The organism is Verrucomicrobium sp. BvORR034, from assembly GCF_000739635.1.
Lineage (GTDB): Bacteria > Verrucomicrobiota > Verrucomicrobiia > Verrucomicrobiales > Verrucomicrobiaceae > Verrucomicrobium.
Genome location: NZ_BATQ01000125.1, coordinates 17,201 through 32,041 on the forward strand (window position 1 = coordinate 17,201; position 14,841 = coordinate 32,041).

Sequence of the window (14,841 nt, forward strand, 5' to 3'; positions counted from 1 at the left end):
GGCCCATCATTTCGCACGTACAGCGGGAGGAGTCGCCGGAACAGCTTCAGCCTTCGGCACAGGCGCAGCGACTGCAGGTTCACGCAGGGCCGGAGCAGTCGCCGGCGCGCCACCTGCCGGTGCGGAAGCAGCAGGTCGCTCCACAGCCTTGGCATTGATGTCCAAGGTGGAAACCTTCGGAGCCGGGTCGCTAGCGGCCCCTTCGGTCGAATCTTCGTCCAAATTCATTTCCAAGGGCTGCCCATTCGGTGCTGGAGCGGTATTGCTCATCGCATCGCCATTGGTAAAACCTTCCGTGTCGAAGATGACCATGCGCACATTACCGGTCATCTTGCCCTGCTGGGTCTTGGTGTCGAAGACCATGCTGTCCCCTTCCATCTGGAAGTCCTCACGGCTGATGCGGCTGCGCTGCTCGCTGCTCAGCGTAGCGCTCGGCATATGATAGGTGGCGGTCTTCAACTGCACACGCACATCCCGGTCCTTGGTCGGGCCGAACATCCGGATGTCCATCTTCTCGATGGCCATGTTATCCTCGTCCAGGCGGGTCATGCTGCCAGCACGCATGAGCGAGTTGGGCCGGCCATCACGAAACGAGGGAATCTTGACGTCCAGATTGCGCTGTCCCACCGGAAGCATGCGGCCAAACGGACCCAGCCCCTGGGAACTCGTCACCGCAGCCACACCTGTCGCTCCATCGGGAGCGCCAGTCAGAGACTTCTCCCCGCCCTTCTGGGCTTGGGCGAGCATCGGCATGGTGGCCAGAAGGAGCAACTGCCATGCCACGCGAGGCAGCAAGGAACGGCGCCAGGAGGCACGGGGGCCATTATTCACGGGCGATATCATGGATTCGCAACAGTTGTTGAATCAACGCCGGGAGATCCGCCAGGGGAATCTGGTTGGGCCCATCCGAAAGAGCTTCGGCGGGATTGATGTGGGTTTCAAGGAAAACCCCATCGCAACCCGCAGCCACGGCAGCACGGGCCAGCACCGGTGCCAGCTTGCCATCACCTCCCGTAGCAGTACCCAGTCCACCGGGTCGCTGAACGGAGTGAGTGGCATCCATCACAACTCTGTAGCCAAGTTCTCTCATCCAGTAAAGCGACCTCATATCGGCGACGAGGTTCTGATACCCAAAGGTGGTTCCGCGTTCAGTAAACGTAAAATTTTCACAGCCAACCCTTAAGAGCTTGTCCGCCACGTTCTTTACATCCCATGGGGCCATGAACTGCCCCTTTTTCACGTTCACCGCCCGGCCTGTCCGGCCTGCGGCGAGGATGAGGTCCGTCTGGCGGCTCAGGAAAGCTGGGATCTGCAGGAAGTCGATCCACTCGGCCGCTTTCGTCGCCTCCTCCGGGCTGTGCACGTCGGTGGTCACCGGCACTCCAAGTTCTTTGCCAATGGCACCGAGGATGCCACACCCCGCCTCAAGACCCAGTCCGCGATAGCTGTTGCCTGCGCTGCGGTTGGCCTTGTCATAGCTGGCCTTGAAGACCCACTGAATGCCCAGGCCATCGGCGATGCCCTTGAGTTTCCGGGCCATGTCCCAGACAAAGGCCTCACTTTCGATCACACAAGGACCAAGGATAAAAACAGGGCGCACGCCGTCAAAGCGCACACCTTGGCCAATTTCAACGACGGGGAGGGAGGAAATGAAGTCAGCAGGCAAGGGAAGAAGGGAGCGATAGTGTGAGAACGATTGTACGAAGGACCCGGAAAAAGGCAATGAGGCTTTAGCCCCGCCTTGCCACTCCGTCCTCAGGAAAACTTGCCCGTTTTAACAAATTCCAAAATGCGGGCAGTATCGCCTTTTGCAGCCCATACGACGCGCAGGAAGTCAGCGGGATGCAGGTGATGCCGGCTCAAGAATGCGCGATCACCACCGCAGAAAAACATGGTGTCCGGATCCATCTCCCCCCGCAGCTTGGCCTCTGCCTTGGCAATGATGCGGGGCAGCCAGGGAATGCCGTCCAATTCCGCCGTCTTGGCCGGGAGTTCTGAGGGCGGTACCACGTGAGTGCTGGGCTGCCCCTTCTGCTCGATCAGGAAGTAGTCGCGACGGGCAGCAGTAATAAGCAGCGCTGACTCCGGTGTGGGCTCCAGCCCCTCTGCGGCACAGCAATCCTCCACAAAGTCAAAGAACTCACGGGGCTTGCAGCCGATGGCCTTCAAATTAGCGAGATCCTCCTCGTCGAACCACGCCTCATAGTCGGTGTTACCCTCTTCGTATTCGTCGCAGCAGCTCACGAACATTTCGCCAAATCGGGCGGCCCACTCGTACGCGTCACTCATGTTGGATGGGGATCTTTCTGGGGTTTGCAGTTTTGAATGCGGAAACACGTTGCGCATAAGGCGCCTGCGGCATCATAGGGATAACCGCCCGACCGTCAAACGCCCTTCTGCACCACATGAGTTTGTCCGCCCCTCTCACCCACATCCGCCAGCAATGGCAGCGTCTCACCACGCAACATGGACGGGCGGGAGCCGTGCTGCTGCTGGTGTTGGCAGCTCTGCTGGTGGGCAGTGTGGTGTACACTTTGGAAGCAGAAACCCCATGGGGCAAGACGGTGCAAAAGCGTCTGGCAAAAGGACGCGAGCTGGACGTGCCGGAGTACCGCATCATGGGTCTCTGGTGGGCCAGCATCGCCAGCGCCGCGGGAGCTGCCCTGCTGCTCGCCACCTATCGTGCCTGGTTGCCCAAAAAGACGGACAAGCTGCCTTCTCAAAGCCGCGGTGCGCCAGCATGGTTCTGGGCGGCAGTGCTGGCTATCACGCTGGTGGGCACTTGGGAACGCGCGCCTCGGCTGCATCACAGCCTCTGGAATGACGAGGAATATTCTCTGCGCGTCTACTCCCACGGGGAATGGGTGCACAAGGACGGTACCACTATTTTCAAACCGGCAACCTGGGAGAAGACCCTCTTCGACAACGGACATGGAAACAACCACGTCTTCACCGCCGCCGCCGCACGCGTTTCGCTCCACATCTGGCGGGCCTTCACTGGGGCCCCTGCGGGAGCGTTCGACGAGGCCGCGCTGCGCATGCCTTCGTTTCTGTCATCGTTGGTGACGATCATCATCGTGGGCTGGTTGGGCTTCCAGATGGGCGGCCCCGCGGTGGGCTTGACCGCCGCAGCCATGCTGGCCATCTCCCCCTGGCACATACGTTATTCAGCAGAGTCCAAAGGCTACTCCACCATGCTGGCCTTCATGACGGTGAATCTGGCCGCAGCTCTGCTGGCCTCCCGGGATGGCCGCCTGCGCTGGTGGCTCATCTTTGCCGTGGCGGAGGCCGGTTACCTGCTCTGCTTTGCGGGATCTCTGTATGTGGCGGTAGCGGTGAATCTCTTCCTTGCGGCAGAGTTCTTGATCTCCGGACGTCGCCGGGAAATTCTGAAGCTCATTGGCTTCAATCTGCTGGGAGCCCTGCCGGTGATCTGGTGGATGGGACCCAGCGTCCCGCAGATCGTGGCGTATCTGAACAACCCCGACTCACCGCGCCTCGACATGGGCTGGCCCTGGGTGCGGGATTTGCTGTCAGGATGGGCCGTTGGCTGGGGGCACACCAATCCCCTCCCCGAGCTCCACACTGGCTCCAGTTGGGAGCTGGAGATGGCGCATGCTGGATGGCCCTTCAAGATCCTCATGCTGGGTGTGCTGCCCTTGCTGGCGCTTCTGGGTTTCGTCGCTGCCTGCCGCAAGCCAGCATCCCAGTATCTCGGAGTGACGGCTGTGACTCTGGCTGCCGCGCTGGCCTATGCTCATACCGCCCTGAAGCACCAGCCCATGTGGGTGTGGTACTTGATCTACACCGTGATCCCCATGGTGCTCGTCCTGCCTCTGGGCGTCCAACTTTTGACCCACCGCAAACCTCGACTGGAAGCCGGATTGCTGACGCTCCTCGTGGGCGCATTTGCGTGGGCCACTTGGGACTCCACCGGCAAGATCCGTGAACACGACCGCCAGCCCATCCGTGAAACCGTGGAGTACGTTCGTTCGCAAGCCCCCAATGCCCTCACCGGCACCTTCGGCGTGAGCGATCGCCAGGCCGAAAGTTACGACCACGATGTGCAGGTGCTGAAAACCCCCGCTGATCTCGACGCCCTCATCAAAGACGCCCAGACCCGCTCTCTGCCGCTCTACATCTACCTCTGCGGAGAGTCCGTCACCGGCCCCCGCCACCCAGAGATGTTCCAGCGGGTGAAGCAATCAGGAGAGTTCGAGATGCTAACCCATCTCCCGGGGACGGAAGAGATGTTTGGGTACCACGTTTATCGGTGGAGAGGAAGTCAGGGGTAGGATGGTGATGCAGATCAAACCACAGAGACACAGAGGAATGACTTTTTAGACAGAATTTACAAAATTAACAGAATGGGATTGGGGTTCGAGAAACACGCTGCTCAAAACCTGAACCCTAATTTTGTGAATTCTGTCTGAACCTCAGTTTCGTTTCTCCATGCTCGCTGCGCCTCACGGCTTATTTCAACGAACTTCCGCCACCTCCACCGTCTCCGCGCCTTTCCCCAAGGTCGGCAGGATATCCGCGATGAGCAGTTCCTCGCGCTTGCGGCATCGGAAGATGCTGACACGATCATAACCCGCATCCTGCACGGTGCGCAGGGCGTTGACGAAACTTTCCGCCACCCGGCTGGGCTTGTGGGAGTCGGATCCCAGCACCACAGGAATGCCGCGCTCTTGCATGAGCTTGAGCATGGGCAGACTCGGGTTCATCTCTGAGTAGCTTTTGTGCACGCCGGAGGTGTTGAGCTCCATGGCCACGCCGGTTTTGGCAATGCGATCGAGCGCCTGCACCGCCTCGTCTTCCCAGTCCTCAAACTTCCAGTCATCAGCATGGTAGTTCTTGATCAGGTCCGGGTGAGCCAGGCTGTCGAACAGGCCCGTCTCGGCGGAGGCGGCGAGGTTGTCAAAGTAGCTGCGGCGGAACTCGTCTGGGCCCTGCTGCTCGAACCGGGCCCGGTACTCTGGTCCCTGCCAGTGCACGGAGCCAAGGATGTAGTGAAAGTCCGCCCGCTGGTGCAGCCCCCTCGCCCAGTCTTCAAAGCCCGGGAAATAGTCGCTCTCCAGCCCCAGCCGCACCTCCAGCTGACCGGCAAACTTTTCACGACACTTCTCCACGAGCCCGACATACTCGTCGAACTGCGAGTCTGCCATGCGGACGCCCGGCCAGAAGCCGCGGGGCATTGGGCTGTGACAGGTGATGATGATGCCTTTGAGCCCCTGCTCCAGTGCGCGACGGGCGTATTCCTCGGGTTCTCCCCACGCATGTTTGCACAAGGTGGTGTGCATGTGGGAGTCGAAATAGATCGGAGCGGAACGGGGCATTTTCTCAACTAGCATCAATCACGGTACGCGCAAGGTGGCGTCCCAGATGATGCGGGCGGCAGCCGGGATCATCGCACCCGCCCGCGGAGGAAGCGCACCTCCTCCCGCAGGGTCTCCAGTTCCTGCTGAAGTTCCTCAATCAGATGGAGTCCTGCCAGATTGATGCCAAAGGCGGATCGCATGGACTCCATGCGGCGGAGTTTCCGGACCGCCTCATCGTCAAAGGTCCAGCCTCCATGCACCTCCTCACTCAGGGGGGCAATAAAGCCGTGCCGACAGTACACTGCGACAAGGTGACGCGAAGTGTGAGTCAACTCCACCACCACTTCCAGAGAATGTACCGTCTGGGTTTCAGAATCAGCAGGATCAGTCGGATTCATGGTTGCTCAGGATCGGGGGTTAAAGTGAGACTCGGACGCGAGCTTCTGCCAGAGTGCGAGTTCTTGATCGCTCAATTGAGTGGGCACCTGAATGTGGGCGATCACGTAGAGATCGCCTCGCTCGCCCGATTTGCCTTGGGGCAAACCCTGCCCTTTCAGGCGAAGCTGACCATCCTGGGTGGTTCCAGCGGGGATACGCACCTTGATGCCGCCCTGAAGACCACGCACGACCACCTCCGTGCCCAGCACAGCCTCCCAAGGGGCTAGATCGAGGTCGTAGTAGAGATCCCCTCCCCGGGCGCGAAAATCAGGATGCGCGGCGTAGCGCACCTTCAGGTACAAATCCCCTGCTCCGCCGCCCCCTGTCCCCTCTCCGCCATGGCCCGCCACACGAATGCGCTTGCCCTCCGGTGCCCCTGGGGGAATGCGCACCGTGAAGGACTTTGTGTCCTGCTTTCCAGTGCGAGGATCGGTGGTGGCCAGGGAAATCGGACGCTCCGTTCCATGCAACACCTCATTAAGCGTGACCAGGATGTCCCCCTCCACATCGTGCCCGCGTCGCGGTCGGTTCGCCTGTCGGTGCATTTCTTCGGCAAACCCTTCCTCATCGCCAAATCCGTGGAACTGGCCGCTGCGACCGCCGCCGCCAAAATACTGCTCAAAGAAGTCACTGAAACCCGTGCCATCGAAATGGAACTCCTGGGCAGAACCTTGGCCCTGCGCTCCCGTAGCGCTTGCGTAGCGTCGTCCTCCACTCCATTGCGGCGGCGCCTGCCCCTGATACTGCTCCGCTTCGCGCCAGTTCGACCCAAGAGTATCGTACTTCTGACGCTTCACGGGATCACCCAGCACCTCATAGGCCTCGTTGATCTCCTTGAACTTCTCCTCCGCCGCCTTCTTGTCCTCAGCCACATCCGGATGGTGTTTCCGGGCTAGCTTGCGGAAGGCCTTCTTGATGTCTTCCTCCTTGGCGTCCCGGGCGACACCAAGAGTTGCGTAGTAGTCCTTGAATTCCACAGACATGATACGGTTGGAAGCACAGGTCTGAAGCTGTCACGGACAAAAAATCTTCGCTTCCCCGCCCGCCTCGCAACACAATTGTAATTGACCGGTATCCACTGTGAAAGACAATGGCAAAAACCGCTTGGCGTCAACCTTCCCTCATTGCTGGGCCTGCCTCGAAGACCAACGAGGGAACTCGCACCAAGTATAGCCGCCCGCCTCCGATGAACTCCCCCTCTCTGCAACAATCTGACAACTCCGACCCAACGGCAAAGCTCCTGGCCCAGAAGGATGCTGTCCTGCTCAGCACCAAGAATTACCTTCGAGCAAAGCTGACGCGCTGGATCATACGCACCGCTATAGGCGCAATCCTGTGCACCTTCCTCGCAACCCAGTTCACTTGGGGCAAATGGGTGCTCATCGTCTGGCTCCCCTTGGCCATCTTGTCTTTGACCACCCTCCTCTTGGGCAACCGTAAGATGCAACGCATGGCGGCAAAAATCGAAGACACCGTTGCCGCCATTCAATCAAACAACTCGCCGGAACGCTGACTGGCGCACCATTGTAAGAAGCGAAACACCCCCACCTCTCCTTGTCCTACCCTCCATGAAGCAACTTCTGGCTCTGTGCATGATGGCTGTCGCTGGACTGCCAGCCTCAGCGGCCGAATCCTGGTTTACCTGCACGATCGCCGCCGAGAGCGTCACCATTCGCGAGGGAGAGGTGCCCTGGATCAAGGTCAGAATCGGCAACCATCTTGGTAGAGATGTGGTCTTGGTAGGCAGCCTGGATGGCTCAAGCTATGGGATGCGCTATCCGAAGTGTGGCTTTGAACTCAAGGATCCCGTCGGAAAGCCGCTCAAGCTCTCTCCCGACTCCCGGTGCGGCAACATGAACGAGCTTCGGGCCGAGGACTTCGTTACGGTGCCCACCGGAAGAGATTTTGATCCGTACGGACCCGGCTTCTTTGGCGCGTGGCAGATCCATCAGTTTTCCCAGCTTCCGCCGGGAACGTACATCGTCAGATTTTACTATCAGACCTCCACGAAAGGGATGCAACAGTACTTCGGCGACGAACAGATGTCGGCAGAACCAAAGGTCTCACCGGCGATCCAACAGCTGTACGAAAAGGTACCCGGCCTCAATTTGAGGAGCAATGAACTCAAGATCACCGTCACGGCCAAAAATTCCGGGTCAGTCCAGCCCGCAACCCGTGCGAAATAAGCTCAAAGCACCTCATACCACCCCCGTCCGTGGAGCACGGAAGGTGAACAGACCCGCGAACGCCCCGCCCTTCATGGGCCTCGCCCCCTGCTTTCGTCGGGCATCAAATTGTTCACGACGGGCTTCGAAGAACCCATCCACAAACGTCCTTCGCCCCAGGGCCACGCCTTCGGTGAAATACGTCACCCGATGCCGCAACGTCTCTGCCAGTGTGAGTGTGCCGCCTTGGGCGTGCACCTGCTCTACGACCTCGCGCTTGATCCCCTTGCGCAGCACCTGGCTGTCGGAACCGTGACCACCTCGAACCTCCTCCCCTTGACCAAAGAGCCACACCCGATAGCCAGAAAGCACTCGGTCCGCACTGGGCAGCCGCTGCGCGGCACCAGACAGATTCCGCTCGTGCGCACGATGCTCGTTGGTGATGGTGTAAAGGGCTGACAAAGCCTTGCGCCCACCCGCCACCGCCTCGGCATAGCTACACCAGCGGTAGTCCTTGGGATCATCCACGAGTCCCGCGCGCAGCGGGTTGAGATCAATATACGCACTCATGATGGAGAGAGTGGCCAACTCACCTTCCAACAGCACGCTGGTGAACCGCTCCTCCCAGAGCGTGCCCTTGCGGCTCTCCCGCTTATTGAACCAGAGACTGAAACGCTGCTTCAGTTCTTTCATGAACTGGCTCACATCCCACATTCGGCCCAGGTACCTCTCTTTGATTTCATCGGCCGCGCCGTTATGCCCTTGGCTGCGAAATGTCTCCAGCGTCTCTTTGAGCATCCGCACTGCCGGCTTGGAATAGATCAGTGCGGCCTGCTTGAGCAACCAATCATCAGAGAACCCCTCCCCCTCCGGCCGCTTCCTGACCTCCACCAGGATGTGGAAGTGATTGGACATCACGCAGTAAGACAACACACGCACCTGGCAAAAGCCCTCATAGGCCCGCATGAGCCGGACAAACTGCTCCTTCTCCTCCGGCCCAAACGCCAACCGCCGCTCCACCACCCTGGAAATACAGTGATAGTAGGCAACCGGAACCATCGGATCGGCAAAGTAGCGGGGCGAGGCCATGCTCGCCCATCGCACACTAGATATTTGTAGTCAATCGATTCCCCTACAAATAGCCTGTCTTTTAGTGAGTGAGAGTAAGAGTGATCGCCTTGATCCCCATAAATAGCCTGTCTAATTGGAGGAGAGATGGCCAAATAGACCGACTCCAGTTTCAGGCCTGCGCACTCATCGAACTGCGCTCGCCTTGGCCACTCGGGCCTGCCCCGCCTCCACCCCACCCGCGGACGATTCCACTCCATCGATTCGGTAACGCCTGTTCATGTAGAGATCATCGGCCACCTGAAACAACGCCGTGGCGTCATCGACTATCGGGGCGCTGCGGGGGTCCACGCCGGGCAGTGGCGCCATCTTCCCACTTTTGGGATTCCCTCCAAAGAACTCCATGCTCTGGTTCAACCCAAACACGACCATCCGTTCATCCCGATAGGACGCGACTTCCCGATTGTGGTGCATCAGCACCTTGGCAAAGGGAGTCTCAGGGGTGTGCAGAAGATCCCTGCCGAAGAAGAGAGATTCGTAGGGCTGCCCGGTGAGTCCCAAAATGGTCGGCGCCACGTCCAACTGGCAGGCCAGCATGGACTGACGTTGCGGCTGCTTCACTACAGCGGGGCCAAGTACGAGCATGGGGATCTCATAGCTCTTGATCGGGACCGCCTGGCTTCCGTAGACCCGCGCCCCATGGTCTGCCACCACGACAAACAGCGTGTCCTGCCAGAAGGGTTCCTTCTTCACCTCCTGGAAGAAGCGTCCCAGACACCAGTCCACATAGCGCACAGCGAATTCTCTCCGATGCTCATCTGGGCTCTGCGAAATCCGCCCTTGAGGATAGTCTGGCGCCACTTTCCCATCTTCGGGATGCAGCGCATCCAAAGGCGACGGCCCACTTGCGGGATAGGTAAAAGGCACGTGGTTTGAGACAGACAGCATCGTCAGGAGGAATGGTTTCCCCGTCTCATGCATTGACCTCATTTCCAGGATGGCCCGGGCATAGAGGTCCTCATTGCTGACGCCCCAAGCATTCGTGAAGACAGGCTTTTCGAAGTTCCCCTGATGCAGAAAGCGCTTCCACCCATTTTTGATCGCAAAGGGACCCATGCCGTCGAACAGGCTGCGTCCGGCATACATGAAGAGTGTCTCATACCCCTGACGGGTCATCACCCGGCCCAAGGTCTCGACGTTCTCCGTCCGGTCGCGCGCGACAATACTGTCACCTGGGAGCGGCGGAAAGCTTGCCAGAATACCCTCGAACCCGCGAATGGTCCGGTTGCCGTCGGCCCAAAGGTTGTCAAACAGCCAGCCTTCCTCGTTTGCCAGCCGGTCCAGGTGCGGAGTGAGGGTATGAGGAGTGCCGTCTTTCTTGGTGCGGCCCAGACTCCCCCAGAACTCGCTGCCCAGACTCTCTTCCATGAGCAGACACACGTTGAGAGGCCGGGAGCCCGGCCGTCCATGAATCTGACGGCGGAGATTGTAGACATCGTGCGGGTCCACGTAGGTCGAGTCCGGCGTGGCCAGCAGCGCCTTCACCCGGCGGTAGGCTGCCTCACGGTCCATGTGGGGATAGAAGGCAGTGTAGTCAAGATTTCGCGTCACGGCCGCCGTCACACCAGCGACCAGCCCGTTGTTCCCCAGCTCGTTCATCACCCGGTCATGACTCTGCTGCCACGGGACCAGAGGCAGAGTCGCCGTAAGCAGGACCACGGGCAACACCCAGCTCAACGCAGATCCAGCGCGCCGCGGTGAAGAGGCGGAAGAACTCCGGGCCGTCTGACGGGCCGGGCCTGCCAGCTTCAGCAGCAGCCAGGTGATCACTGAGCCCCCTGCCATCACGCCTCCTAGGATCCAGCCCAGCGGAAACGACTGGTACATGTTGGCAAACACCTCATGCGGATAGATCAAGTAGTCGATTGCCACCGTGTTGAACCGAGAATTGAACTCGGCAAAGAAATTGAACTCCGCCACCAGCAGGAACACCTGGAGCAGCCAGGAAAACGCCAAGAAAACGGGGAGTAGCGCACGGGACCATCTCCCGGGAGTCTTTGGTCCGCGGCTCGACGTCATGGCACACCACAACCCAAGCGGTGTACTCAGCAGCAGAGACACCACCAGATCCCGGTGCAAGCCCACCAAAAAAAGGCGCGCGTAGGAGCCCAGAGGCTGCGGCTCCACTGGGTGGAATCTCGCTACGAGCAACACCCGCACCAGCTGAAATCCTACGAAGAGGAACAGCGCATTCCACAAAGGCAGCCGGAACCGGCTCACTACCTCCATCAGACGGACGCGGGCCGACCGCGGAGGAGCGGAAGGCGTAGAACTAGAGGAAGAAGGAGCAACATCAGAAGGGCGCGACATGAGGATTCTGTCACGCTATCGGCCCGATCTAACGGTGCGGTGACAATCCTGTAACATTTGAGTTAGACTCTCGGAAAGATCCGCATTGGCAATGCCTGAGTCGCTCGCGCGAACTCCCCCAAACAAAAAAGCGGGACCCCTCGGGCCCCGCTTCAAACTTGTCTGGAAATGGACCCCTACAGCGTCAGCCGGTCAGGCTTGCCGACGAAAGTCCTCTTCAAGCCTGGCAGATTCACGAGGAAGACCAGAGCAGCCCCCATGTGATACCAGAAGTCGAGCTGCATCAGACGGCTCACACTCAGGTGGAACAGGATGATGATCACCCCGTAGAAGAAGGCCCAGCGCCGCCCCATCAATGCCAGGAAGGCAAAGAGCTCGATCAGCAGGCCGCTGCCGAACAACACCCGGGCAAAGTTGGGATGCTCGTTCATCATCGTCACCACCGACTGCAGGGAGTCTGGCACCGGAGTGAGAGTGTCGTAATACTCGCTCCAGTTGCTCTTTTGGAGCTCAACCGAAAGATTGGGGACATTTTGAATCCACTTCCAGTCCGAGTTGTCCAGCTTCACCCAGCCGCAGACCACGTAGCTGGCGGCAAAGATCACCATCGAGACATAGATCACCTTCTGGTGCACGGCCAGATCGGGGAACGCCCAAGTGGACGGCGGACCGCCCAGTTCCTGCCTCCGGGGCCAGATGTAGGCGATGAACTGCCCCAGCACGATCATGGAAATCAGCTGCGTGCTGTGGTTCGCAGCCCCCTGAGAGTTGGCCAGAGTGCCAATCCCGATGCTGAAGAACAAGGCCGGGAACAACGCCAAAGCCGGGGCAACGCCCGCCACATAGGACAAGAGGCCCAAGATGGTGACGGTCTGCCAGAGCCAGATGGGGCTGAGGGAACGCAGCCAGTCCAGATTGACCAGATGAGTCAGGCCAGTGAGCTTTTTGGGATCGGCAGCGCCCAGGCTGGACACCTCCCACTTGATGGCAAAAAACACGAGGAGCGCGAAGCCAAGGCGCATGAGAAGGAGTTCCACGGAGCCAAGGTGGAAATCGCCCGCGTCGAACCGCGAGCGGCGATGGGAAGCTGCTGACATTGCGTTGGAGGCAGAAAGATATTTCATAGGGCTTTTTCAGCCACGAGTTGAGGGGCTCCGGTGGCGATTGTCCCCGATTCCACAGTGAAGACCTTGTAGTAGAGGCGCAGGCCCTTCACTTCCCCGCCCACCTGGGCCAGGTTGTGGGGCTTCAGCTTGGGAAAAAGCTTTTCTCCCAGCTTGGCACCTGCCGCACTACGCTCTTCCGGCAGGGCATCCCGGGTATCCCGGCCCTTCGGATTGCAGATCTCCTTCAGTTCTGTGATGAAAACCTTCTTCTGGGTACTGGAGCTGGTTCCGAAGAGCTTTTCCATGGGCAGCACCCGATCCGTCTGGTCGGTCACATAGAGAACATCCGCCTCCTTATCGAGGTGCGAATACATCGGAAAATTCGAAAACGGATACTGTTCCCCGACGACCGCAAGAAAGACGGTCGCCGCCAGGACGTGTCGAAATGGAACTTTGCGCCACAGTCGCTGCAGCATTCGGACAAATTCAGGCATGCGGCATGAAACCGAGATTGCGGGTGGAGGCTAGCAGGATTTTGGCAATTCCCTCAGAGATTTTGATCATCAATAAAAGAAACTGGGTGACAAAACGGAAAAGCTTCCTATACATTGCCAGCCCGGAACGCCGAAGTAGCTCAGAGGTAGAGCAGCGCATTCGTAATGCGCGGGTCGCGGGTTCAATTCCCGCCTTCGGCTCCATCTTTTCGTTGAAAATCAACGTGCTGCAAAAGGGGTTCCAAAAACTTCCGACTCATGGTTGCCTCACCGAGTGCCCCCTCAACCAGGGAAGTAAATCTGAAAGGGAAGTCCGCTACGACTCTCCACCCCTTCCCGCCTCTGCCATGCGGCGGAAAGCGCCGGATGAAGTGACCGACGGACAGGAGCCTCCAGATCTACGGCAGAGAGCCTTCGGGCTCTTTCCTCACTCACACACACTCTCCCGTTTGATCTAGATCATTACAGAGACTTTTTTCTTACGAGCCTTTCTCATTGGAGGACTTTCTCCTTAATATTGCGGGGGCACTTGAGGCAGACTTGAGGATTCATCTGTCGGTGATTTGCCGGTGGTATGCGGGTAGGTTGAGAGTCTCTTGCCTGTAGCTTGACGCTCCCTTGCGGGCGACTTGGGGCTGCTTTCTAGAAAGTATTGGAAATGGGCACTCGGAATGCCGTCAGTTCCTGAAAATCGTTCCGTGGGCCAGCGCGTTCCTTACCACCTTGTCCAACTGGCCGATGGCGAAGGGCTTGGCCATGTATTCGATATAGCCGGCGGCGGCGGCCATCGTCACATCCTGTTTGGTGGCACCCGCGCTCATCGCGACGGCGTAAATCGAGCCCTGACGCAAGTCAGTCTCCTTTAACAACGTCCACCCATCTCCATCGGGGAGGTGTTTGTCACAGAGCAGGAGGTCGTGTTCGCTTTCCTGAAGCTGCTTGCGGGCGCTGCCCATGTCGCTCGCCTCAGTGACGAAGTGACCATGCAACCTGAGATACCGGGAGAGAGCCTTGAGCGTATCGGCATGATCCTCCACCACCAGGATTCGGAGCTGCCTTTGGGATGGAATGTCTGCCATGCGCATCAAGGCTACCGGGACGGTTGATGGACTCAACCGCCGGCTCCCCCCTCAATTGCGGGGTATACTCTCAAAGGTGATTTTTGTAGTATGAGCTCACGAAAGGTTCAAGGCCGCTAATCCGCGAAAGCGCCTTTGAGTTTTTCAAGCTGCCCCCGTAGCTAATGCGCCTTGGGAGAGTTGGAGTCTCTCCCAAGGCGTACTGCGTCCATCACCTCGTTACCGGCTTGGACCACCGCCTGCACCTCATCATCTTGTAAGTTGAAATCGGGACGACTCGGGTTAAGGCGGGATTCAAATCCCCGCATCCTGCCCCCTCCCGATCATGCTCTACGGCCTTCTCACCGGACGAACGTCAGTTGTCGCCGCACTCTTGCTCGCTGGCGCAATCATTGGCAAAAAACTGAACTTCAAATCCATGGAGGACAGGGCGAAGCAAGATCAACTGACGCAAAAGTTTGCCCCTGCCCTGAACCAAATGTCGGCCGAGGCGCTCTCTGATTCCACCTGGCATTACGATGGCCCGCTGGGGAAGCTTGAACTGCGCTTTCTCGCTGACGGAAAACTGGAGTGCACCAGAGGCGCCTCTACGGAGTCCGGATCCTGGCGTATCAATGACGTGATGTTGTTCGCGTCCATCCCAGGCGAGACCTCCGAGCATGGCGGGATCTTCCGTGAATCGACCGCCAAGATTGAGGGAGCAACCCCCAAACGATGGTCAGCCGTGCGAAAGACCGCAGCCGACGAGTGAGCGACCGAGAGGTTGCACCATCGAACCTGAACGAGTTACCCCGGTCCAG

The 14,841-nt window shown here is 59.0% G+C and carries 15 protein-coding genes and 1 tRNA gene; 5 read left to right on the top strand and 11 right to left on the bottom strand.

The window, feature by feature from the left end; all coding sequences use genetic code 11:
- Positions 1 to 6: 6 nt before the first annotated feature.
- The 3 genes from BV034_RS20470 to BV034_RS20480 form a co-directional block, all read right to left on the bottom strand.
- Positions 7 to 831 (bottom strand): hypothetical protein, encoded by an 825-nt coding sequence (locus BV034_RS20470; RefSeq protein ID WP_050028839.1) that lies wholly within the window; start codon positions 829 to 831, stop codon positions 7 to 9.
- Positions 824 to 1,651: a 3-deoxy-8-phosphooctulonate synthase gene (gene kdsA / locus BV034_RS20475; protein WP_050028943.1), complete on the bottom strand. Its 828-nt coding sequence runs from the start codon at positions 1,649 to 1,651 to the stop codon at positions 824 to 826. Before kdsA ends, BV034_RS20470 begins: the two co-directional genes overlap by 8 nt.
- Before the next feature lie 104 nt (positions 1,652 to 1,755).
- A complete protein-coding gene (locus tag BV034_RS20480) occupies positions 1,756 to 2,289 on the bottom strand; it encodes a hypothetical protein (RefSeq protein ID WP_050028840.1) in 534 nt (177 codons plus the stop codon).
- 116 nt (positions 2,290 to 2,405) lie between these two features.
- On the opposite strand from BV034_RS20480, the gene BV034_RS20485 reads away from it, so the two are divergent.
- On the top strand, positions 2,406 to 4,295 hold the full coding sequence (locus BV034_RS20485) for a glycosyltransferase family 39 protein (RefSeq protein WP_050028841.1): 1,890 nt from the start codon (positions 2,406 to 2,408) through the stop codon (positions 4,293 to 4,295).
- A 183-nt stretch (positions 4,296 to 4,478) separates the two neighbouring features.
- On the opposite strand, the gene BV034_RS20490 is transcribed toward BV034_RS20485, so the two are convergent.
- From BV034_RS20490 to BV034_RS20500, 3 genes are all read right to left on the bottom strand, one after another.
- A complete protein-coding gene (locus BV034_RS20490) occupies positions 4,479 to 5,339 on the bottom strand; it encodes a histidinol-phosphatase (RefSeq protein ID WP_050028842.1) in 861 nt (286 codons plus the stop codon).
- A 68-nt stretch (positions 5,340 to 5,407) separates the two neighbouring features.
- On the bottom strand, positions 5,408 to 5,719 hold the full coding sequence (locus tag BV034_RS20495) for a chaperone modulator CbpM (protein WP_050028843.1): 312 nt from the start codon (positions 5,717 to 5,719) through the stop codon (positions 5,408 to 5,410).
- A gap of 6 nt (positions 5,720 to 5,725) precedes the next feature.
- Positions 5,726 to 6,742, bottom strand: a complete 1,017-nt coding sequence (locus BV034_RS20500) for a J domain-containing protein (RefSeq protein WP_050028844.1) — start codon at positions 6,740 to 6,742, stop codon at positions 5,726 to 5,728.
- A gap of 203 nt (positions 6,743 to 6,945) precedes the next feature.
- On the opposite strand from BV034_RS20500, the gene BV034_RS20505 reads away from it, so the two are divergent.
- Together BV034_RS20505 and BV034_RS20510 are read left to right on the top strand one after the other, a co-directional pair.
- Positions 6,946 to 7,272 (top strand): hypothetical protein, encoded by a 327-nt coding sequence (locus tag BV034_RS20505; protein WP_265593250.1) that lies wholly within the window; start codon positions 6,946 to 6,948, stop codon positions 7,270 to 7,272.
- A 55-nt stretch (positions 7,273 to 7,327) separates the two neighbouring features.
- Positions 7,328 to 7,945, top strand: coding sequence for a hypothetical protein (locus tag BV034_RS20510; protein ID WP_050028846.1), 618 nt, complete (start codon positions 7,328 to 7,330; stop codon positions 7,943 to 7,945).
- 12 nt (positions 7,946 to 7,957) lie between these two features.
- Here BV034_RS20510 and BV034_RS20515 read toward each other — a convergent pair whose 3' ends face one another.
- From BV034_RS20515 to BV034_RS20530, 4 genes are all read right to left on the bottom strand, one after another.
- Positions 7,958 to 9,013 (bottom strand): transposase, encoded by a 1,056-nt coding sequence (locus BV034_RS20515; protein WP_050028847.1) that lies wholly within the window; start codon positions 9,011 to 9,013, stop codon positions 7,958 to 7,960.
- Between the two features lie 165 nt (positions 9,014 to 9,178).
- Positions 9,179 to 11,008 (bottom strand): LTA synthase family protein, encoded by a 1,830-nt coding sequence (locus BV034_RS20520; protein ID WP_265593251.1) that lies wholly within the window; start codon positions 11,006 to 11,008, stop codon positions 9,179 to 9,181.
- A gap of 530 nt (positions 11,009 to 11,538) precedes the next feature.
- On the bottom strand, positions 11,539 to 12,486 hold the full coding sequence (locus BV034_RS20525; RefSeq protein WP_265593252.1) for a hypothetical protein: 948 nt from the start codon (positions 12,484 to 12,486) through the stop codon (positions 11,539 to 11,541).
- Positions 12,483 to 12,842, bottom strand: a complete 360-nt coding sequence (locus BV034_RS20530; RefSeq protein ID WP_265593253.1) for a hypothetical protein — start codon at positions 12,840 to 12,842, stop codon at positions 12,483 to 12,485. Before BV034_RS20530 ends, BV034_RS20525 begins: the two co-directional genes overlap by 4 nt.
- Positions 12,843 to 13,091: 249 nt before the next feature.
- Here BV034_RS20530 and BV034_RS20535 point away from each other — a divergent pair.
- A tRNA-Thr gene (locus BV034_RS20535) sits at positions 13,092 to 13,166 on the top strand.
- 473 nt (positions 13,167 to 13,639) lie between these two features.
- On the opposite strand, the gene BV034_RS20540 is transcribed toward BV034_RS20535, so the two are convergent.
- Positions 13,640 to 14,041, bottom strand: coding sequence for a response regulator (locus BV034_RS20540; RefSeq protein WP_050028851.1), 402 nt, complete (start codon positions 14,039 to 14,041; stop codon positions 13,640 to 13,642).
- A 325-nt stretch (positions 14,042 to 14,366) separates the two neighbouring features.
- Between BV034_RS20540 and BV034_RS20545 the strand changes: the two genes are divergently transcribed.
- On the top strand, positions 14,367 to 14,792 hold the full coding sequence (locus BV034_RS20545; protein ID WP_050028852.1) for a hypothetical protein: 426 nt from the start codon (positions 14,367 to 14,369) through the stop codon (positions 14,790 to 14,792).
- Positions 14,793 to 14,841 lie beyond the last annotated feature (49 nt).